Source organism: Caldisphaera sp. (genome assembly GCF_023256325.1).
Taxonomy (GTDB): domain Archaea; phylum Thermoproteota; class Thermoprotei_A; order Sulfolobales; family Acidilobaceae; genus Caldisphaera.
Genome location: NZ_JAGDXI010000006.1, coordinates 75,438 through 95,680, shown reverse-complemented (window position 1 = coordinate 95,680; position 20,243 = coordinate 75,438). Strand labels below are relative to the sequence as shown.

Sequence of the window (20,243 nt, the reverse complement as noted above, 5' to 3'; positions counted from 1 at the left end):
TTAAAATTATTCATTATTGATGTCCTCAAGTTTTTTATTAATTGTTTCAACCCCATAAACATACCATAATATAGATGCTAAGCCGCCAATTCCCCATAATATGATATTATATATTAAATATTGCATTACATCAAAAGAAGCTGCATAAAAAATAGAGGCCGCGTATAAAATATATGGCAAAAGTCTTGAAATAGCTATTCCCGTTGATCTAAAGTTTGTTGGAAATATAACTGGTTCTAATGAGACTCTTGCAGCCCATGCAAATTCTCCAAATAATCCATTTATAAATAACAGGGCCAAAAATAATTGTAATACATTTTTTGCAAAAATATAATCAATAACGACAAATATCATAATTATGAAACCTCCCATATAAGAAAAAACAGCAAAAAATTTCGTGCCAATTCTTTTAATAATGCCTAATGAAATGAAACCACCAATACTTTCCCCTAAATTATAAATAACTAATAAAATTGAAGTCAATTTAGGAAATAAGTAAGGACCTATAGTTAATGCTAATAAAGCATAAGTTAATGCTGTTGCAATTATCAAAGAAGTTAAAAAGTAAATTTTAAACCATAGCTGTTCAATTTTAACCCTTTTTCCAATTTCTTTTTTCTTCTTAATCTCCCATCTCAATGACTCGGGTATCATTAACCTAAATACTAGCATTAATGATATTGATGCTATTAAAGATATCAAATAATAAAATCTTTCTTGTTCTATTGAAAGAAGACCTGCCTTTAATGAAATGATACCGCCTATTAACACACCTACATTTGCAATGTTAGTTGTAAATATTAATACAATTTCTCTATATTTTATTGGAATCATTTCTGATAGATAAGTTAAAAGCGTAGGCATTTCTCCTCCAAGACCTATTTGAGAAATAAGCAAGCCTAAAATCAAAACCAAAAAATTATTTGATACTAAAACTATTAAAGAACCTAATCCATACAATAATAATGTTAATATAAACATATTTTTTCTTCCTTTAGTATCCGCTAGCCTACCTATAACCATGTTTCCTATAATTGTCCCTATTGGAATTGAAAGAAATATGTATACGTAATAATTTTGAGGTACAAAGCTCCACGTAGTTGAAATTGAAGGTAAAGCTAAAACTAGACCATAAATTAACATACTGAAAGATGAGGAAATTATTATTAGCCATTGATACTTATTTAAAGGTCCATAATCAATTCTGTTTATTTCATTCACAAATTTTCACCAAATAAATTGAATTGAATTAATAATATTAGCTCTGCTGAACGTTCAATAAAATTTAGGGATAGGATTCTTCTATAGCCCCTAGTACATCAGTTATTGAATTTTTATATCCTAAATCATTTAGAGATCTTGATAAAGCCGAGTAAGCTATCAATAAGTTATTTAGAGATGCTTGATATCCCATATGTCCAATTCTTGCAACTTTCCCTTCAAGCTTACCCCAACTACCTGCTATCATAACACCATATTTCTTCCTTGTTAATTCTCTTAAATCTTTATCATTAATGCCTTTAGGTAATAAAAAAGCTGTAACACTTGGTGAAGAATAATATTCATTTTCGGGATATAATTCTAGGTTCAGAGATTCTAATGCTTTTAAGGATGCTTTTTTTGCTAACTTATGCCTTTCGTAAACGTTTTCTAAACCTTCTTTAAATAAATTATTCAATGAAGTATCTAAAGCATAAATCAAAGTATCATTCATAGTGTAAGGAAACGTATCTTTGTAATCAAACATTTCCTTCCATAAAGTTAAATTCATATAGTACCCTTGGTAGTTTACCTTTTTAATCTTTTCCCATGCATAATCACTTAATGCAACTATTGTTAACCCAGCAGGTACATTTAATGCCTTTTGAGACCCACCAATCATAATATCTATATTATCAAATTTTATTTCTGATGTTGCTAAACTAGATACAGCATCAACGATAAGTAATGCTCCATGAGATTTAACAACTTTAGATATTTGATTTAAATCGTTCAAAATACCTGATGGTGTATCGCAATGCACTAAGGTAACAGTATCGATGTCTTTATTTTTTTCTAATGCTCTATCTATCTCATTCGGGTCAGCACTTTTTCTCCAATCTAAACCCATCGTTAATGGAATACCTTTGTACATTTTAACTAAATCTTTGAATCCATCGCCGTAAACACCATTATCTATAATTAAAACCTTGTCTCCTTGGTTTATTGTATTTGATATAGCTGTTTCCAAACCTATCATTGCTTCACCTAACATTATATAAACATCACCCTTTTTCATATTTATTAAATTCTTTAGTTTGTTTCTTAAGTTATTGTAGAAAACTATGAATTCTTCATCTAAATCGGTATTTTTAGCCTTGGTAATCATACTTTGATAGATATCTAAAGGAACTTGAGTGGGACCTGGAGTTAGCAAAATTTCATCTGTGTAATATTTAACCATACTTTCACCATCTTACATACTATCTTTTTATAAAGTAAAAATTTTAAGTGTTTATTTTTCAATATTAATTGTGGAGAAAATGTGGAGTTTATTTTGTAAAAAATGTGGGTTTGAAGGAGAAGAAAATAAATATTATCCTTACTGCCCTGTTTGTAAATCATCACTTTATATAAAAGGTATACCACCAAAATTTAGATCAATACTTGGAGAAGGAAATACACCTATTGTTAAGGAAAGTATTAATAAAAATGATGTTTATTTTAAGCTTGAGTATCTAAATCCTACTGGTAGCTTTAAGGATAGAGGGGTATCATATAGCTTACAACTTGCTTCTCAATTAAAATACAAGTGCTCTGTAGAAGACTCAAGCGGAAATACTGGTATATCTACAGCAGCTTTTTCATCAAGGCTAGGAATTAAAAGCAAAATAGTTATACCAAAATATGCACCTCCTGGAAAAAAATCAATTCTAAGATCTTTGGGAGCTGAAGTTATAGAATCAGAAACAAGAGACGAAGCCTCAAATATTGCTGAAGAATTATCAAAGGAATGTTTTTATGTATCTCATGCTAGAAATCCTTTCTTCATTGAAGGTATGAAAAGTATTGCTGAAGAAATTAAACATATTAATCCCAGAGGTATTGTAGTTCCAACTTCCAGTTTTTCATTATTTTTAGGAACATATTATGGATTAAAAGAAATCGGAATAAATGCTAAAATGTTTGCAGTTCAAGGAAAAGAAACAGCTTCTTTAAGGGAATTTATCGAACCTATATATGAATCTAAAGGAAAAGAATCGAAGTTAGCTGATGGACTCGCATTAAAAAAAGCACCAAGGGTTTATGATGCATTAAGCGTCATTAAAGAAAGTAATGGTGGGCTATTAGTTATAGACGATGAGGAAATTAAACTTGGTTTAAAAAAACTATGGAATTTAGGTTATATGGTAGAGCCTACATCAGCTGTATCTTATATAGCACTAATTAAACTTAACGAATTGAATTATGATATAAACAAATATGTAGCAATGCTTACAGGTAATGGGCTTAAATTTTATGACTTAATTGAAAAAATAATAAGCAAAATATAAATCAGTTTTTTAAATTGTACTTATCTAAAGCATTATAATTTCTAATATAATTAAAGTAATCATTCTTTTTGTTCGTGAAGAGTAATTAATTAATTTTAGAAATTAAATAATTGTATAGAAATAAAGCTTTAACTTGAGTAAAACTAAAAATTAAATCTATTAATAATACCATATTAATTTAGTTGTAATACTTAATTCAGGTATACATCTTTATTTTAGTTATTTGATATGAACTAAATCGTTATTAATGTTAAGTATATAAAGATAAATAGGCAAGGTGGCCTATATGGTTTTAAATAGAAAAAAGAAAGGTATGGTTGGTATTGATACTGCTATAATTCTAATTGCCTTTGTATTGGTGGCTGCTGCGGTTGCATTTGTTGTATTAGATATGGGTATGACATCAGCAACAAAGGCAAAGCAGACAATGGTTAACGGATTACAACAAGCTTCCACAGCATTAGAAGTCAATGGAGAAATACTAGGACTAACAAATTCAACAGGAACTGGGGTTGACGAATTGGCTATACCTTTAGGTGTGACACCGGGTACAGGTTACGTTTCATTTGATACAGCTACTTTTGTAGTATCATTTTCTGATCAATATGGGTCATATCCAAATATATATATCGGTGTTAGCAAAAAATCAATTTCAGCATCAACTAGCTTGTATAGCTTACATAATAATAGTTCAAATGGTCCTATAGCAAAAGCCTATTTCTTAACAGGTAACGTAACTCCAACAGTTTTAGGACCCTATGGACAAGCTCTATTAGTAATAAGCTTACCTAACGGTAAATCCTTAACTGCATATAATAGCTTTACAGTAACAATAAAACCAAGTGTAGGTGGAGCATTAACAGTATCAAGAATTATACCTCCTGACACACCAGAAAACACCACAATAGATTTAGGATAAACTTCATATTTTATTTTTATATTATTTTTATATTATTTTTATATTAAAATGGTTTTATTATATTTCACTATTTTTATTTTTAAAATTTACTGGTATGTTAGTTCACATGAAGAATAAGTACCAACTTCAGTATATACAGAAACCTTATATAGATTGCCAGGCGTTAAGGCAAATGTTTGTATATATATTGGTAACGCTTTTCCTGGAGGAATCTTTACTGATAAGCTGGTATTGCTAGCATCTTCTAGCCCATTTTGATCATAGAGATAAGCTGATGTAATTACGGCATTTGATTTTCCTATATTTTGCACATATGCCACGATTGTTATGAGACCATTTTGGTTCTGAAATGAGAAACATTGCACTACGCTTATACTTTCGTTAGTAAGCTGAAATTGCGTTGTACCTATAATATACATAATTTTTGGAACATTAATTACAATAATAATAACTAACACGAATATTGCAATTAACATTATTATAGCACTTTTCCCATTTTCTTCCGGTACCTTTATTTTGGGCAATTTCGGTCTTCTCATATAAATCACATTTTTATTTTTACTCTACCTAGGTATTACAGGGGTTAAGGTATACTCATAAATAAAAGAGCCCACAAAAAGGAAAATTTATTTGTATTTTTGTAATCAAAATGATATATAGCTCAGGGGAAACTATATGAAATTAAATAAAAGTTCAATTAAATACAAATATAATTAAGGTGATTGTATTGCCAAAAACTTATTTATATGTAAGCGGGAACAATAAAACGGCCAGAAAAATAAAGATCGAGTCTTATCTGTTAACATCTATGTTTCTTTTAATAGAAATTTTAGGAATACTATTTATATTGATGAAACCATATAGCATGTTATATTTTATTTTGGGATTGGCTCTAATTGTATTATCATCAATAAACATTCCTATACCAGCAATTATTGGATATAGAATTAAGGGAGGTTGTTCAATCCCTTTCAGGAAAAAGACCTGGCTAAGATTAACAAAAAAATATTATCAGGATTTATATTATATAAGCTATCAAATAAACATAAAATTATTGGGAGGTGTGAGCAATTGAGTCAACCTCCTCAAACACCTCCTATTGAGAAAAAACAAGATGATTCTGTTAAGGAAATAGCTGAAGCGTTAAGAGATGCTACCTCCCAATTAAGAGCTATAATAAATGATCTAACTAATCCTTTGCTCAGAGTAAGTTTACAATCACAAGCCCAACAAAGTAATATTCAACCACAAAGTAATAATCAATCAAGATCGCAACAAGTAGCAAATAGTGAGACTATGCAGCAAACATCTAAAAACTTACAATCCCCAAATGAAGAAATTGAATTAAAGGAGTCAATTAAAAAGATACAGACAGAAAAACAGCCAGAAGAAATTATTAGAAAAGAAATAATAAAAAGAGAAGAAGAGAGAAGAGAAAAAGTCGAAACTACGAACGTTTTTAAACTTCTTTCCTTGGTTTCAGATTTATATATGCTTCCTAAAGAGTTTTTTGAGCAAGCCATAGATGCAATGAAATCTTTAGGTTACTTAACACAACAAGAAGCAGATGCTACTAAGAAACTTTTAAATGTAATGATAATGGCTGGAGATAAGGGTTTAACTCCAAATGAATCACTAGCATTAGTTGCTTTAATGCTTAATGAATTAAGCGGAGAGAATAATGAGCTTGTTAAGGATTCTCTTAGCAAAATTGTAATTAATAAATTAAAAAGACAAGAAGAGGTTAGATAATGAGCGATGTGCCAATTAGCCACACAATATTTTTATTAGTTACTATAATATTAGTTAGCGCTGTAAGCTCAGTAGTAATAGTAAAAACATATCAAATTATGTCTTCATATTCACAAAATGCTGAAGCTATAAGCCAACAACTATCAACATCGTTAAGTATTGTATATGGATATTATAATCAAACTATCAATGGATACGTCATATATGTGAGAGACAATGGAATGGAAACGTTAACTCAAGCATCTTTTTCTAGGACACAAATATATTTGGGATCAGTAAACTCTACTATGGGTTTTTATACTTATAATCCTAGTGGTGGTTTAGGATATTGGAATATTTACAAAATAATTGGTGGAAATAATAATGATATGACGCCCGGATCTACTGCAATTATCTATGTTTATACAGGTGCAAACTATGGCAAAACTATTCAAGTTTCTATATCTTTACCAAATGGGCAAACATTTAGCAATGTTGTACAATCAACACCATAGGTGATATTTTTGGGAATAGAAATTGCCGTTGGTATGGTAATTGCTGCGGTTGCATTAGTTGTAGTTCTTGGATCATTAGCCTCTCTTATTTTAACGGGATACAAAATTTCAACATCAAATCTAAATATTAATGTTCAAGATGAGATTAAAATTACTGGAGCTATTCTTGAAAGCAATAATCAAACCCTATTAGTTAATATAACAAATATAGGAAGCAATTTGATTTACGATATAAATCAATTTGACATAATAGTTGAATATAATTCAACTGATAAAACTCAGGTTGTAACACTTCTTCAATATAATGTTTCTTGGTTTCCAATAGAAATTTTTGTAAATTCATATAGTTCTCCATATATTTACTATAATGGTATTTTACCTGGAGAAACTTTAGAGATAAAGATAAACTTACCTAATCAGGCTAATAGAAGCTATCCATTAGTAATAGTGGTATCACCCCTAAAAGGTATTGAAGCAACCTATACATACTAGGTGAAAAAAGTGTGCAGATACTCAGCACAGGTAACGAAGAAATTGATCAAAGACTAGCTGGCGGAATTCCACATCCAAGTTTTATAGTTATAGAAGGTTCTCATGGAAGTGGAAAAACTGGAATAGCGTTATTGTTAACGCAGGCATATTTAAGATCTGGTTTTAGGGTTACCTATTTTACAAGTGAAGGGGATAGCTATAGTTTTATAACTAAAGCAGCGCAGTCTGGTTTTGATTTTTTAGACTATTTTGCGAAAGGAAACTTATACATATATAATATGAGTGTAGGTTTGTCACTAAATGAAAATTTTGCTAATATTTTGCTTAAGCAATTAGCGAACATATTAATAAAAGACATCATTAAGACAGAAGCTATAATAATTGATAGTCTTTCTTACCTGGCTGAGGCATCTGCAGATTATGTGAGATTAGCTATAGAAACTTTTAGAAGAATTTCCGATGAAGGTAAAAGCGTTGTAGTAACTTTTCATCCAAATTCATTTCAACAAGAAGTAGACTTAATGATGAAAAACTCTGCTGATGGTTATATAAAACTAACGGAGGCTAGCATTGCAGGAAGAAGACTTAAAGTTATGAATATAATAAAATTAAAGGGGCTTCAATCTGGAGCGCAAAGCAATATAACATTTGATATAGACCCAGCTTTCGGGATAAAGGTTATACCAATAGTTGTTTCTTAAGCGGGGATAGCAATGGCAATCAAATTGAACATATTTAAAAGGAAAAAAAGCGAAATAGAAGCTAAAGAACCGGACTTCGGAGAGAAACCTGATTATTTAGATAATTATATGAAAAGCGTTGAAAATCCTCCTCAATATATAAGCAAACCAGATTCTAGTATGAGAAAACTAAGAGAATTTAATTTTATTTATCCTGTTGGAGGAGGGGTATTTATACACGTTTCATCTGTAAAAGGAAGCGATATGGGTAAATATATTGTTATTGAACCTCCTAAGCCAAAAAATGAAATTTTAAGACTTGTAGACATAGCTCTTGCAAATAAAATTCATGAAGAAGCGCCTGAGAACGCTCAAGAAAGGAAAAAAATGTTGCTTAAACTTATTGATGAAATATTAGAACCGACTAACAAAGAAATAGATTATAAAACCATGATGAATTCTTTCTATATTGAAAAAATTCCCGTGAAAAAAGAAACGATAAATTATTTAAAGTATCACATAATAAGGGATAAGATTGGAGTTGGGGTTCTAGAACCGTTTTTAAGAGATCCTTTTTTGGAAGATATATCATGCAGTGGTGTTGGTCCAATATATGTTGTTCATAAAATTTTTAATAGATTAGCCAGCAATTTGGGTTTTAAATCCCAAGATGAATTGGATTCTTTTGTTTTAAGATTAGGAGAAAAAATTGGTAAGCCTATAACCAGGGCTAGACCAATAGTTGATGCTAGCTTGCCTGATGGTAGCAGATTAAATATTGTTTTTGGATCAGACGTTAGCTTAAATGGAACTAATTTTACTATAAGAAAATTTTCTCAAATACCAATAAGTGTTACTCAACTAATAGATTGGAACACTATAGATGAAAGGGTTGGAGCATATACTTGGATGCTTTTAAGAGAAGGGATGAGCGGTTTTATATGTGGAGAAACTGCATCAGGTAAAACAACTGCTTTGAATGCCATTGCCGCATTTATTAAACCTACAAATAAAATTGTAACAATAGAAGATACGGCCGAAATACAATTACCTCATTCGAATTGGACTAGAGAGCTTGCAAGGGATACTGGAAAGCCAGAAACAAGTGTAACTTTATTTGATTTGCTAAGAGCAGCATTAAGGCAAAGACCAGATTATATAATAGTCGGAGAAATAAGGGGTGCAGAAGGAGCCATAGCATTTCAGGCCATGCAATGTATAAAAGAGGGTAAAATAATACTAGAAAATGAGATAAAAAATATCAAAGATTTATTTAATTTTTATAAAAGCAGATTTGGCAGCGAAATAATAGATAATAAAGAGATAGTTTATATTAAAAATGAAGAAATCAAAATCCCTTCATATAATAATGGGAAAATAGTTAAAGCTAAGCTTGTTGCTATATCTATGATGCCAAAAGAAAAATTAATAAGGATTGAACTTGAAGATGGTAACGTTTTTGATGTGACAAAAAATCATAAATTTATAACGAACTATGGTGAAATTGAGGCCAATCAAATAGTAAATTTATTAAAAAATAATAAAGAGGTATATGTGAAAAGAATTAAAAACTTTGAAACGACAAAGAAATACATAAAATTTAAAGAAGGTAAATTAAACATATCAAATCCATTATTTTGGTATTTAATTGGGGTAATTTTAGGAAGCTATGTTAGTTATAGAAAGGGGAAGTTCATACTCAAAACTACTAATAAATTAGAAGAATTTATGACGATTGATAACCTACCAATAATTCCAATGAGGAAGTCAGGTAGAAAATATTACTATTATGAGTTAGAATTGTTTTTTGTTGATTGGCTTCTAAAAAATAACTTCATTGAATTTGATGGAAAAAAGATTAAAATCAAAATACCTAATATTGATTTTAATGTAACAAAATTAATTATTTCAGGCTTTATATCTTCTACTGCATTCTCATCGATTAAAAATCCCATTATAATAAACTTCAAAGAAGATGAGGAGATCTTATATGCAATCAATATGTTAAAAGAATTATTTTATAAAGAACCAAAATTCTATCAAAGGAAAAAAATAGCAAATAAATTACTTAAAACTTTTAAAAATAAAATTTCTTATCAAGATCTTACCAATTATAGAATTAACTCTTATAGCGATGTATCAATTAAATTTATAAAAATTAATGAAGATAAATTAAATATTTACATAAGTAAACTTTGGTATTCAGGGTATATGTTTTCGTTAGATTTAGTTAAATCGAAATACAGAATTATTTATGAAGACAATAAAGAATTCGTAAAAATAATAAAAGCTGATTATAGTATTGAAGATTATACGTATGATTTAATGTTAGAAGGAGCAAAATATTATATAGGATTTAATAATGGCTATCCAATACCATTAGAAGACACAGGTCATCCTGTTATGGCCACATTTCATGCTGGAGACTTAACAAGGTTAATCCAAAGACTCACTGGAAATCCTATAAATATACCCAAACCATATATGGATAATTTAAATTTTGCATGGTTTCAAGCATCAACATATTCAAAGACAGGTTTGTTGGTAAGAAGACAAACATCTTTATATGAGCTAGTAGGTTACGACCCAAATACAGACCAAGTAAGCGCTATACCAATATTTAACTGGGATCCAAGTACTGACAAGTTTCTTTTCTCAGGTAAGGGATCTTCTTATTTGCTTGAAGAAAAAATAGCCAGAATGAGAGGGTTGAGTAGAAAGAATTACGGACTTATTTATGACGAACTTGACTTAAGAGCAAAATATTTAAGAGAACTAGTAAATAAAAAAGTGTTTGATTATTATAAAGTTTTCAAGGCAATCACTATTGCGGAATCTATAGGAATAGAAAATGCATTAAAAGAATTAGTTTCTGGGAGGCTAAATCTAAATGAGTAATTTAATGCATTTTATCAAAACAAAGTTAAAATTAACGACTTTTATAACTTTGGGTTTAATTGCTCTAGGTTTAATTATTTTAATAATAGATAGACCTTTTCTTTATATTGGACTCGGAATAGTAATTTCCGGAATATTATTTTATTTATTACTTTATTTAAAAAATAGAAGCTATGTGAAAATAGATTATGATTTATTATATTCTATTATGCATATGTATTCGATTTCAACAGGTTCTCAACCTCCAGGAGTTGTTTTAAAAATTGCTGGAGAAGGTCCTCATGGAAGGTATTCAAAGGTATTAAAAAGAGCTGGAGAACTTTCCAAAAAATGGGGTTATACGGTACCAGAAGCTGTTAGCTTGATTGCTTTAAGAGAGAAAAATAAGGCATTTAAAGAGTTTTTAGAAAGGTTTGCAGTTGTATCCTCTGTTGGAGAAGAGCTCGTAACTTTCTTAAAAGTAGAATTCGACACATTGAAGTTTAATTTTGAGAATATTTATAATAGATCATTAGATTCTTTAAATGTCCTATACGGCGTATATACATCAACGATGGTTTCTGTAATTTTTGCAATATCTACATTGCTCATGTTATCATTTTTCTTTGGCGGAGGAAGTCTTAAAATGATCCTAATGGGTTACATATCTGCAATGTTTATTATTATTATATTGGGTTCATTGGTTATTTTAAAAGCGCCTAAAGATTACTTTGAAGCAAAAGCATCAAGAAATCCTGTAGCACAATTTGCTGATATACTAGCAATAGTCGCTATTATTATTGGAATGATTCTATCATATTATATTATAAACGATGCAATAAATTATGTAACTTTAGGTTTTTCAATGCTTATAATAGGCTTATTGTTAATACCTGCAGGATATATAATAAATAATATGGAAAACGTAATTAATGATTATGATACATTTTTCCCAGTAATGATTAGAAGTTTAGGCACATACCTTTCACAAGTACCAAATTTGAAACAAGCAATCAAAGATTTAGCAAAGGTTGAACTGGGAAAATTAAAGAATTTATTAAAAAAATTAAATTCTGCTCTGTTTCTTGGCGTTGAAAATGACATTGCAATGCAAAAGTTCGGTTTAGATACAAACAGTGAAACTATATATAGATCTCTAAAGATATTTTCTGATACAGATAAATATGGCGGAGATTTGTTAAATGTAGGTGTTGTATTATCAGATTTTGATAATATGATACTCTCTTTAAGGCAAAAAAAATTACAAGTTTTTGGGAATTTCTTTTCGGCTTTAATAATAATGCACGCAAGTATCATAGCTATATTAGAATTTATGTCATTAATAACATATTATTTTAATAGCCTCTTAGTTCCTTTAAGCTCCGGTCTTTCTTCAACTTTCCCTGGATTTATCTCTCCTCAGCCTGGCATGGTTGTTTTTCTTAACTTAGGTACTATCGCTTTTTCCGTAATACTTGCAGTAATTAATTCGTATATATTAGCAATAACAAAGGTAGGAAGTGTAAGATCATTTTATCTATTTTTAGCTATAATGTTTATTCTAACTGGTTTAACATTAGTTGGTGTAGACGCTATAACTATGTATATGTTTCATCTATTTCCAGTTACATCTACTCCTCAAATCTAATTATCTTTGATATTTACCCATTAATAGTCCGTAACCGATCACTTTTCCTCTGATTAAATTAATAAGTTTGTCGGCGTTCACTTCTCCCTTAATATTTAGTTGATCAACATTTAGAGCATGCATTGCAAAATAATATCTATGAACACCATGACCTCTTGGAGGACATGGGCCATCGTAGCCAATCTCACCAAAATCATTTTTACCTTGTTTTCCGACTCCTTCTACAACTACATTTTTCTGTATAGCCTCATACAATGAATTTAAAGATGGAGGAATATCGTATAAAACCCAATGAATAAATGTCTTCATTGGAGCATCAGGATCATAAACTATTAATGCATAACTTTTCGCTTCGCTCAATCCATTCCATTTAAGTCTTGGACTTATGTTATCCCCATCGCATGTAAACCTTTTTGGTATAGTTTCACCATTTTTAAAATCATCAGAAGTTAAACTAAATTCACTTCCATCTTTCAACAAATACTCTCTGGGCATTTTAATCCCCGTTCTATAGTGACGCTCAAAAAATATAAATTGGTCGGTTGAGACAGGTATCATCACCTATCAGACCCGTGGCAACCTCATTCCATAAAAATAGTTTATTAAAAAATTAAAATGCTTATTTTAGAAAGAAAACTTAAATTCTTTATCAGATATAATAGATAATAGATTTTGAGGGGAAAATTTTGTGCGGAATTATTGGAATAACTAATAAAAAATGCAATGTTGTCGACAAACTTATTGTTGGCCTTCAAAGACTTGAATATAGAGGATATGATAGTGTCGGTATTGCAGTAATTAATGGAGATTCTATAAACTTTAAGAAAGGAGCAGGAGATTTAGATACAGTAATGAAAAGGCTAAGTTTTACTGATCTATCGGGTAGCACTGGTATAGCTCATACCAGATGGGCAACTCATGGCGGGGTCAATGATATTAATGCGCATCCCCATATGGATTGTACTGGTGACATAGCTGTAGTTCACAATGGCGTTATAAGGAACTTTGCCTCTTTGAAATTAGAACTCGAAAGTAAAGGACATAAAATAAAAAGTGAAACTGATACGGAATTGTTTGCTCATTTATTAGAAGATGAGGAGAAAAAAAGTGCAACATTTATTGAAGCATTGGCGAAGGCGTTAGCAAGAATAGATGGTACTTATTCCTTCGCAATATTATATAAGAAAGATCCTGACAAAATATATTTTGCAAAAATGAGGTCACCATTGATAATAGGAGTTGGCGAAAACATAAAAGCCATAGCAAGCGACTTACCAGCTTTATTAGACATGACAAAAACAGTTATATTATTAGAAGATGGAGAATTTGGATATATAAGTCCTACAAATTTTGAAATATATAAATTATTACCTGGAGGAGGGTACAAAAAACTAAACCTTGAGCAAATAACGCTTAAAGTTAAAACTGTAGAGCTAACGCCTGAGGCAGCAAGTAAAGGTGGATATCAGCATTTTATGATAAAGGAAATATATGAACAACCTAACGCTATAAGGGAGACATTCGAGGGAAATATAGAAGATCCTGCCCTAAGCAAAGCAGCTGAAATTATTTCTTCATCTAATAGAATTTTCCTAACAGCTGCTGGAACTAGTTATCATGCTTCATTGGTATTCTCAAAAATTTTAGCTAAAAGGGCAAAGCTTTTCTCATATCCAATAATATCATCTGAAATGAGCTATGTATCTTCAACATTTCAAAAAGACGATTTGCTAATAGCAGTATCACAAAGTGGCGAAACTTATGATACTTTGCAAGCGATAAGAGATGCGAAAAAGAATGGAGTAAAGGTTATAGCAATAACAAATGTTTTAGGAAGCGCTATAGTTAGAGAATCCGATTTTTCCTTATATACAAGAGCAGGGCCAGAAATAGGGGTTGCTGCAACAAAAACGTTTTTGTCTCAAATAATGCTTCTAGAGATGCTATCAGCTTTTATTTCACATGAAAGAAAGGAATTAGATAAAAATGAAAAAAATAAAATATTAGATTATTTAAGATATGCTCCAAATCTTATTCAGTCATCTCTTGAAGCAAGCGATACGTTAATACCGGCTTTGTTAAATTTACATAAAAAGAATTCATCATATATCTTAGGTAGAGGTTTAGGCTCAGCAATAGCCATGGAAGGTGCTCTAAAGATTAAAGAGATAACTTATTTACACGCCGAATCATATCCAGCTGGAGAAAGCAAACATGGTCCTATCGCTCTAGTAGAAAAAGACTTTCCAGTTTATATAGTGTCAACTAGTGATGCTCCAGAAATTGCTGGAAATGCTATAGAAATGGCTGCTAGAAACGCAAAAGTAATTGTTGTTAAACCTGCAGATTTAAAATTAGAACTAAAGGAAGATAGAAAAAGCATATATTTCGCTGATATGCCGCCTTCAAACTCAATTATAGAACTTGAACCATTTATTTTAACTCCTCTATTTCAATTACTTTCATATAGGCTTGCAGTAGAAAGAGGTTATAATCCAGATAAGCCAAGAAATTTGGCTAAAACTGTAACTGTTGAATGAGGTGATTAAAATGCTCGGAGTAGTATTAGCTGGAGGATATGGTAAAAGGCTTTTACCTTTAACAAAAGAAAAGCCGAAATCTTTTTTAGAAATTGGAGGAAGGCAACTTTTCGATTATAGTGTAGAAATTTTAAGAAATGCAGGTATAAAGAGAATAGTTGTCATAGTGCCTCCTGGATATGAAAACATGGCTTTACCAAGAGATGAAGAAGTTTACATTGTAACACAGAAAGGAGAAGACATAAGAGGAGGGATTTTTACAGCTGTTCAAGAAGCTAAGAAAAGAAATGAAGATCAAGTTTTAATCGCATATTCAGGTTTTCTAGCAAACCCAAATATTGGAAAGGCAGTATTAGATTATTATTCTACATCAGGATATCCAATTGTTATAGGTGTAGCTCCAGTATCAACTGGTTTAGAAACATATGGATTTGTTAGCATAGATTATAGAGGACAAATAACAAGCTACATGCAATCAAACGAGCAAAACAGAGGATGGTTAAAAAATAGAGGGTATGTTTTTGCAGGTATAATGGTCTCAGATATTAAACAATTAGAAATAATAGCAAAAGATCAATTTGAACAGTCCATGATGATAATGTCAAAAGAAGGAGTAGTTGGAGGTATAATATGGAATAACAAATGGATAGAAGTAGGATATCCATGGGATCTCTTAGATGCATTAAAAATTATATTAAGCGAATCAGGAATTAAAATAAGCAAAAATGCTAATGTTAGTAGATCAGCCATTATATCAAATGGAGTTACAATAGACGATTACGCAATAGTAGAAGATGGTGCAATAATTATGGGTCCAGCTTATATAGGCAGAAGAAGCCAAGTATTAGCGGGAAGCATAATAAAGCCATACACTAGCATTGAAGAAAATGTAATAGTAGGTGAAAACAGCATTATTTCATCTTCTTTGATAATGAAGGATTCCATAGTATCATCACTATCAGAAGTTAGATCTTCTGTTTTAGGAGAAAAAGCTAAGGTAGATCAATGCTCTCATTTAATAGAAGGAATGCCAGAAATGCTTCCAGAAAGATTAAAAGGCGTTACTGAATTCTTAGGAGAAGTTAAATTGGGTGCAATTATTGCACCTAAAGAAAACGTCAAGGCTTTTAGTATAATAGGAAGTGGTAAAATTATTGAATAAGCAAATACATTATTGTAATTGTATATAATAAATATCAGATTTATTTTAAAATAAATTTTTATCCTTTTTTAAATAATTTCCAAATATCTCTTCAATTTTTCTATAAACTTTTTCGTCTTCACTTACAATCTCCGGCCAAACTTTACCTTCTCTTTCTTCAGGTAGCTTTCTTGTTGCATCTATGCCCATTTTGCTTCCAAATGATGGAAATAAATTTGAAGGATCCAAAGCATCACTATGAGATCCTTTAATTATTAAAACATCGTTTTCAGGATTAACATTACTTGAGATAGCCCAAATTACTTTACCAATATCATTAGGATCTATATCATGATCTACTACTATTATAATTTTTGTTAAAGATGACTGCCCAATACCCCATAAAGCATTCATAACTTTTTTAGCCTGTCCAGGGTATCTTTTCTTAATGGAAACTATAATCATACCTTGAAAGACACCTTCAACAGGGTAGTTTACATCAACAATTTCTGGTATTATTGTTTGCATTATTGGTTTAAAGATTTTTTCTATGGCTTTTCCGATAACAGCATCTTCTAAGGGAGGTAGTCCAACAACAGTACCATAGTATATTGGATCATCTCTTAAATATACCCTATCAACAACTAATAATGGATATTTTTCAATAGGCTTATCGTAATAACCCCAATGGTCTCCAAAAGGACCCTCTTCTAATAATTGATTAGCTAATACTCTCCCCTCTATAACTATTTCCGAATTTGCTGGAACTAAAACACCATTATTAAGTTCGTAAAGCTCAATACCTTTATTCCTAATTATACCTGCGAAAAGTGCCTTATCAATAGGATAAGGAACTGGAGAAACTGACGCAAGCATAGTTCCAGGATCGCTACCTATTGAAATAGCTACTGGTATTTCATCCTTCTTATTCTCTAAAGCATTTAAATGTACATGAGCCCCTCTTTTATGTATTTGCCAATGGATAATCCCTTTATTACCATCCAAAATCATAACCCTGTATACCCCCATATTAACTGTTTTCTCATTTTCCAGAGTAATAACCATACCGAATGTAATATAACGTCCCCCATCTTTAGGCCAAGTTTTAAAGAAAGGTATTTTATCTAGTGGATTGTCGTTACCTTCGATAACATTTTCCGTAAAAGCTGCTTTGTTAGTTTTCTTAGGTAAATATGAAGACATTTTTGTTAGATCTCCCAATGTTTTTATTTTATCAAACGTCTTATATGGAATTGGTAATATTAAAGGTTGAATCATCCTAAAGCCTACTTCTTCCAAATTATTTACAGACAAAAATGATGATATTGTATCCAAATTAGGAAAAAGATTTCCAACTATACGCCAATTATCAAATCCTTTAACTTTTTCAAAAATAACTGAAGGTCCTTTTGAGTACATTAACTTCCTTAAGAAAGTTGGAATCTCTAAAATTGGAGACAACTCTTCTCTAATTCTAATAAGACTTTTTCTTTCTTCAAGCCATTCTATATAACTTCTTAAATCTCTTAATTGATCCATAAATACACCAACCTTAAATATATATGGGAAATATAAAAAGTTTACATACAAAAATAATTTAAAAATAAAAGTATTTATGAATTATTAAAATCACTAAAAATTATAAAATTTAAAAATAAATTATTTAGCAACTACCTCAACCTTCTGGCCCGTTACTTTAGGCCCTAATATAGCAATGTCAATACCTACTATTAATGAAAATACAAATGTTACTAAAAATAGGGCAGATGGACCTAATGATACTAATATTGAACCAAGCATAGTTAACAATATAAAAGTACCTAGCCTGCTTATACTATATTGAAGCCCGTCAGCAGCAGCCCTTACTCTTGTTGGAAGTATTTCTGCCATATACAAATGATATGTATTAGAAAACAGATTTAAGAAAGTAGCTAACAAAAATCCAGTTGTTTCTAATAGGGCAACACTTTTAGAGTATCCAAACAAAACTCCAAATATTCCTGCCAATATTATATACGTGACTATTTGCCATTTTCTATCAAATAACTTTTCTATAACAAATATAGATATGACCGAACCTATAAAGTAACCGGTATAAATTACAAAAGTCATTGTTGTTGATTTTGCAAATGTAAAACCTTTTTCATAAAGAACTGTTGGTGCGAGTGAAGTAAAACCATAATAAACTGCAGCTTGGAAAAACTGGAAAATTATAAGCATTATCATTCTTTTCAGATATGGCCCTTTAAAAGCATCACTTAAAGGTACTTTCTTAGTTTTTATTACTTCAACTTCGATAGGTTCAGGTAACTTTTTACCTTCTTTTATAGCTTGCTCTTCGAATTTAGATACTATTTTGTCGGCCTCGTCATATTTTCCATGAACTTCTAACCATCTTGGCGATTCTGGTATCATAAATCTCAAAGGAATTATTGATAGAATTCCTAACCCACCTATCCAAAATATCCATTGCCAATGAGTTGGTAATACAAATACTGCTATACCTGCTACAACTAAAGGAGCTAGCCATGCTATAGTATATGCTATTGCTAATCTGTTACCTCTTATAGAAGGTTGGAAAAACTCAGTTGACATAATATCAACTACCAATATTGCCTCTGGTCCTGCTCCAAAGCCCGCTAAAAACCTTAAAGCACCTAATACGTAAATGTTAGGAGAAAATGGTGTTAGCAAGTAAGCTAAACTCATTATTGCCATATTTATTAATATAACTGTCCTTCTTCCAAGATAATCTCCTATATAACCTAACAAAATTACTCCAATAAATGCTCCTAAAAAGAATATTGCTATTGTATAAAATATTGATGTGGAAATGCTTACGTGATAATAAAGGTGTATTGGAGCAACTGTAAAACCCCCGGCTATTAAATCGTATAGATCAAAAAATTCTCCTAAACTTAATAATATCAATAACTTAGTATGCAAACTTGTCCATGGTATCCTATCTAATCTTGCTGCAATAGAATGCTTATTTGAGCTCATACCCAATTTCATCACCTAATGTATTCATATTTGAATTTTAATCTTAATAACAGTTATATAAAACCCTTTTTATGTAAAGCAAATAGCTGATAAATAAAAATTAAATGTGGGATAAAAATTGGTTCAGTTAATAGATGATACGTTAAGAGAGGGGCTTCAATCTCCAGGAATTTCCTTCAAAATGGAGGAAAAATTAAAAATAGCTGATTTATTAGGTAAGTCAGGTATAGAAAATGCTATTGTAAGCTATCCTTCAGCTCATTGGTCCGAAAAGAAAATTACTGAAGAAATAATTGATAAAAAATTGATAAAAAATACCTATGGATTAGGAAGAGCCATAAAAAAGGATATCGATGAAATTCTTAGCACGGGAGCTCATATTGCATTGCATCTACCATTTAAATATAATAACATAGATAGTGTTATCGAAGATATAAAATATGCCATAAAAAAAGATGAATTGACTTCAGTAGCATTAGTTAATATTGTTGATAACAAATCTTTAATCATAGATATATTGAAAAAACTTAATGAGATTGGATTAAAAAAGGTTCAGTTACCCGATACTACAGGAAACGCCAATCCTAAATTTATGAGAAACCTAATAAAGGAAGCTATAGAATCTTTAAAAAATAACATCGATATAGAAGTTCACTGCCATAATGATTATGGGCTTGCTGTAACTAATTGCTTAGCTGCTATAGAAGAGGGTGCATCTTCTGTATCGGTAACAGTTTATGGCATAGGTGAAAGAAATGGCATAGCAGATTTATACGTAATGTATAATGCATTAAAAGAAGAAGGGTATAAATTAGATTTAAGTGAAGAAGGCTTGCAAAATTTGTATAAATATGTAGGAGAATTAATTTTAAACAAAATTGGATATAAGTTCTTTTATTATAATTTTCCAATAGTAGGCATAAATACAAAAACGATGACAGCTGGAACGCATGCATCATTTACCTCAGTATTTACTCAAGAATTGTTTTCTGTAAATGTCTATGCTGGCAAAAGCTTAATCAAAAAAATATTAGAAAAATACGGTGTTAATTTAAGTGAAGAAAAGTTAACCAAATTAGTAAACCTAGTGAAGGATATAAGCGTAAATGAAGGTAGAGCTCTTACATACAATGAAGTTTTAAAATTATCTAAAGAGGTGTAAAA

18 protein-coding genes are annotated in these 20,243 nt (G+C 30.5%); 12 read left to right on the top strand and 6 right to left on the bottom strand.

The window, feature by feature from the left end; all coding sequences use genetic code 11:
* Nucleotides 1-6: 6 nt before the first annotated feature.
* Nucleotides 7-1,221: an MFS transporter gene (locus tag Q0C16_RS00750; RefSeq protein ID WP_292319126.1), complete on the bottom strand. Its 1,215-nt coding sequence runs from the start codon at nt 1,219-1,221 to the stop codon at nt 7-9.
* 64 nt (nt 1,222-1,285) lie between these two features.
* On the bottom strand, nt 1,286-2,443 hold the full coding sequence (locus tag Q0C16_RS00745) for an alanine--glyoxylate aminotransferase family protein (RefSeq protein WP_292319125.1): 1,158 nt from the start codon (nt 2,441-2,443) through the stop codon (nt 1,286-1,288).
* Between the two features lie 79 nt (nt 2,444-2,522).
* Between Q0C16_RS00745 and Q0C16_RS00740 the strand changes: the two genes are divergently transcribed.
* Together Q0C16_RS00740 and Q0C16_RS00735 are read left to right on the top strand one after the other, a co-directional pair.
* Complete coding sequence (locus Q0C16_RS00740) at nt 2,523-3,533, top strand: PLP-dependent lyase/thiolase (RefSeq protein WP_292319167.1); 1,011 nt, start codon at nt 2,523-2,525, stop codon at nt 3,531-3,533.
* A 286-nt stretch (nt 3,534-3,819) separates the two neighbouring features.
* Nucleotides 3,820-4,452, top strand: a complete 633-nt coding sequence (locus tag Q0C16_RS00735; protein WP_292319124.1) for an archaellin/type IV pilin N-terminal domain-containing protein — start codon at nt 3,820-3,822, stop codon at nt 4,450-4,452.
* Nucleotides 4,453-4,538: 86 nt separating this feature from the next.
* Here the strand turns inward: Q0C16_RS00735 and Q0C16_RS00730 are convergent, their stop codons facing one another.
* The gene (locus tag Q0C16_RS00730; RefSeq protein WP_292319123.1) at nt 4,539-4,991 is read right to left on the bottom strand and encodes a hypothetical protein; all 453 of its coding nucleotides are present in this window, start codon (nt 4,989-4,991) and stop codon (nt 4,539-4,541) included.
* 188 nt (nt 4,992-5,179) lie between these two features.
* Here Q0C16_RS00730 and Q0C16_RS00725 point away from each other — a divergent pair, with 188 nt between their 5' ends.
* From Q0C16_RS00725 to Q0C16_RS00695, 7 genes are read left to right on the top strand one after another with little or no spacing between them, the layout of a single operon-like run.
* Nucleotides 5,180-5,527 (top strand): hypothetical protein, encoded by a 348-nt coding sequence (locus Q0C16_RS00725; RefSeq protein ID WP_292319122.1) that lies wholly within the window; start codon nt 5,180-5,182, stop codon nt 5,525-5,527.
* A complete protein-coding gene (locus Q0C16_RS00720) occupies nt 5,524-6,204 on the top strand; it encodes a hypothetical protein (protein ID WP_292319121.1) in 681 nt (226 codons plus the stop codon). The genes Q0C16_RS00725 and Q0C16_RS00720 overlap by 4 nt, the downstream gene beginning before the upstream one ends.
* Nucleotides 6,204-6,698: a hypothetical protein gene (locus Q0C16_RS00715; protein WP_292319120.1), complete on the top strand. Its 495-nt coding sequence runs from the start codon at nt 6,204-6,206 to the stop codon at nt 6,696-6,698. The genes Q0C16_RS00720 and Q0C16_RS00715 overlap by 1 nt, the downstream gene beginning before the upstream one ends.
* Before the next feature lie 9 nt (nt 6,699-6,707).
* The gene (locus Q0C16_RS00710) at nt 6,708-7,190 is read left to right on the top strand and encodes a hypothetical protein (RefSeq protein WP_292319119.1); all 483 of its coding nucleotides are present in this window, start codon (nt 6,708-6,710) and stop codon (nt 7,188-7,190) included.
* A gap of 11 nt (nt 7,191-7,201) precedes the next feature.
* Complete coding sequence (locus Q0C16_RS00705; protein ID WP_292319118.1) at nt 7,202-7,891, top strand: ATPase domain-containing protein; 690 nt, start codon at nt 7,202-7,204, stop codon at nt 7,889-7,891.
* Between the two features lie 12 nt (nt 7,892-7,903).
* Nucleotides 7,904-10,768, top strand: coding sequence for an ATPase, T2SS/T4P/T4SS family (locus Q0C16_RS00700; protein WP_292319117.1), 2,865 nt, complete (start codon nt 7,904-7,906; stop codon nt 10,766-10,768).
* Complete coding sequence (locus tag Q0C16_RS00695; protein WP_292319116.1) at nt 10,761-12,395, top strand: flagellar protein J; 1,635 nt, start codon at nt 10,761-10,763, stop codon at nt 12,393-12,395. Before Q0C16_RS00700 ends, Q0C16_RS00695 begins: the two co-directional genes overlap by 8 nt.
* Here the strand turns inward: Q0C16_RS00695 and Q0C16_RS00690 are convergent, their stop codons facing one another.
* Nucleotides 12,396-12,890, bottom strand: a complete 495-nt coding sequence (locus tag Q0C16_RS00690; protein WP_292319115.1) for a YbhB/YbcL family Raf kinase inhibitor-like protein — start codon at nt 12,888-12,890, stop codon at nt 12,396-12,398. It abuts the gene before it with no gap.
* Nucleotides 12,891-13,081: 191 nt separating this feature from the next.
* Here Q0C16_RS00690 and glmS point away from each other — a divergent pair, with 191 nt between their 5' ends.
* Both glmS and Q0C16_RS00680 read left to right on the top strand, forming a co-directional pair.
* Complete coding sequence (gene glmS / locus Q0C16_RS00685) at nt 13,082-14,935, top strand: glutamine--fructose-6-phosphate transaminase (isomerizing) (protein ID WP_292319114.1); 1,854 nt, start codon at nt 13,082-13,084, stop codon at nt 14,933-14,935.
* A 10-nt stretch (nt 14,936-14,945) separates the two neighbouring features.
* A complete protein-coding gene (locus Q0C16_RS00680) occupies nt 14,946-16,097 on the top strand; it encodes an NDP-sugar synthase (RefSeq protein WP_292319113.1) in 1,152 nt (383 codons plus the stop codon).
* A 45-nt stretch (nt 16,098-16,142) separates the two neighbouring features.
* Here Q0C16_RS00680 and Q0C16_RS00675 read toward each other — a convergent pair whose 3' ends face one another.
* Nucleotides 16,143-17,615, bottom strand: a complete 1,473-nt coding sequence (locus Q0C16_RS00675; RefSeq protein WP_292319112.1) for a UbiD family decarboxylase — start codon at nt 17,613-17,615, stop codon at nt 16,143-16,145.
* 120 nt (nt 17,616-17,735) lie between these two features.
* Nucleotides 17,736-19,079 carry an MFS transporter gene (locus Q0C16_RS00670; protein WP_292319166.1) on the bottom strand — a complete coding sequence of 448 codons (1,344 nt, stop codon included), beginning with the start codon at nt 19,077-19,079 and terminating at the stop codon, nt 17,736-17,738.
* A 118-nt stretch (nt 19,080-19,197) separates the two neighbouring features.
* Between Q0C16_RS00670 and Q0C16_RS00665 the strand changes: the two genes are divergently transcribed.
* Entirely contained in the window at nt 19,198-20,241 is a 1,044-nt protein-coding gene (locus Q0C16_RS00665) for a hypothetical protein (RefSeq protein ID WP_292319111.1), read from the top strand.
* Nucleotides 20,242-20,243 lie beyond the last annotated feature (2 nt).

Coding starts and splice junctions, on each gene's coding strand:
- Q0C16_RS00745 (WP_292319125.1), bottom strand. CDS start 2,443: ATGGTTAAATATTACACAGATGAAATTTTGCTAACTCCAGGTCCCACT.
- Q0C16_RS00740 (WP_292319167.1), top strand. CDS start 2,523: ATGTGGAGTTTATTTTGTAAAAAATGTGGGTTTGAAGGAGAAGAAAAT.
- Q0C16_RS00735 (WP_292319124.1), top strand. CDS start 3,820: ATGGTTTTAAATAGAAAAAAGAAAGGTATGGTTGGTATTGATACTGCT.
- Q0C16_RS00730 (WP_292319123.1), bottom strand. CDS start 4,991: ATGAGAAGACCGAAATTGCCCAAAATAAAGGTACCGGAAGAAAATGGG.
- Q0C16_RS00715 (WP_292319120.1), top strand. CDS start 6,204: ATGAGCGATGTGCCAATTAGCCACACAATATTTTTATTAGTTACTATA.
- Q0C16_RS00700 (WP_292319117.1), top strand. CDS start 7,904: ATGGCAATCAAATTGAACATATTTAAAAGGAAAAAAAGCGAAATAGAA.
- Q0C16_RS00695 (WP_292319116.1), top strand. CDS start 10,761: ATGAGTAATTTAATGCATTTTATCAAAACAAAGTTAAAATTAACGACT.
- Q0C16_RS00690 (WP_292319115.1), bottom strand. CDS start 12,890: ATGCCCAGAGAGTATTTGTTGAAAGATGGAAGTGAATTTAGTTTAACT.
- Q0C16_RS00680 (WP_292319113.1), top strand. CDS start 14,946: ATGCTCGGAGTAGTATTAGCTGGAGGATATGGTAAAAGGCTTTTACCT.
- Q0C16_RS00675 (WP_292319112.1), bottom strand. CDS start 17,615: ATGGATCAATTAAGAGATTTAAGAAGTTATATAGAATGGCTTGAAGAA.
- Q0C16_RS00670 (WP_292319166.1), bottom strand. CDS start 19,079: ATGAGCTCAAATAAGCATTCTATTGCAGCAAGATTAGATAGGATACCA.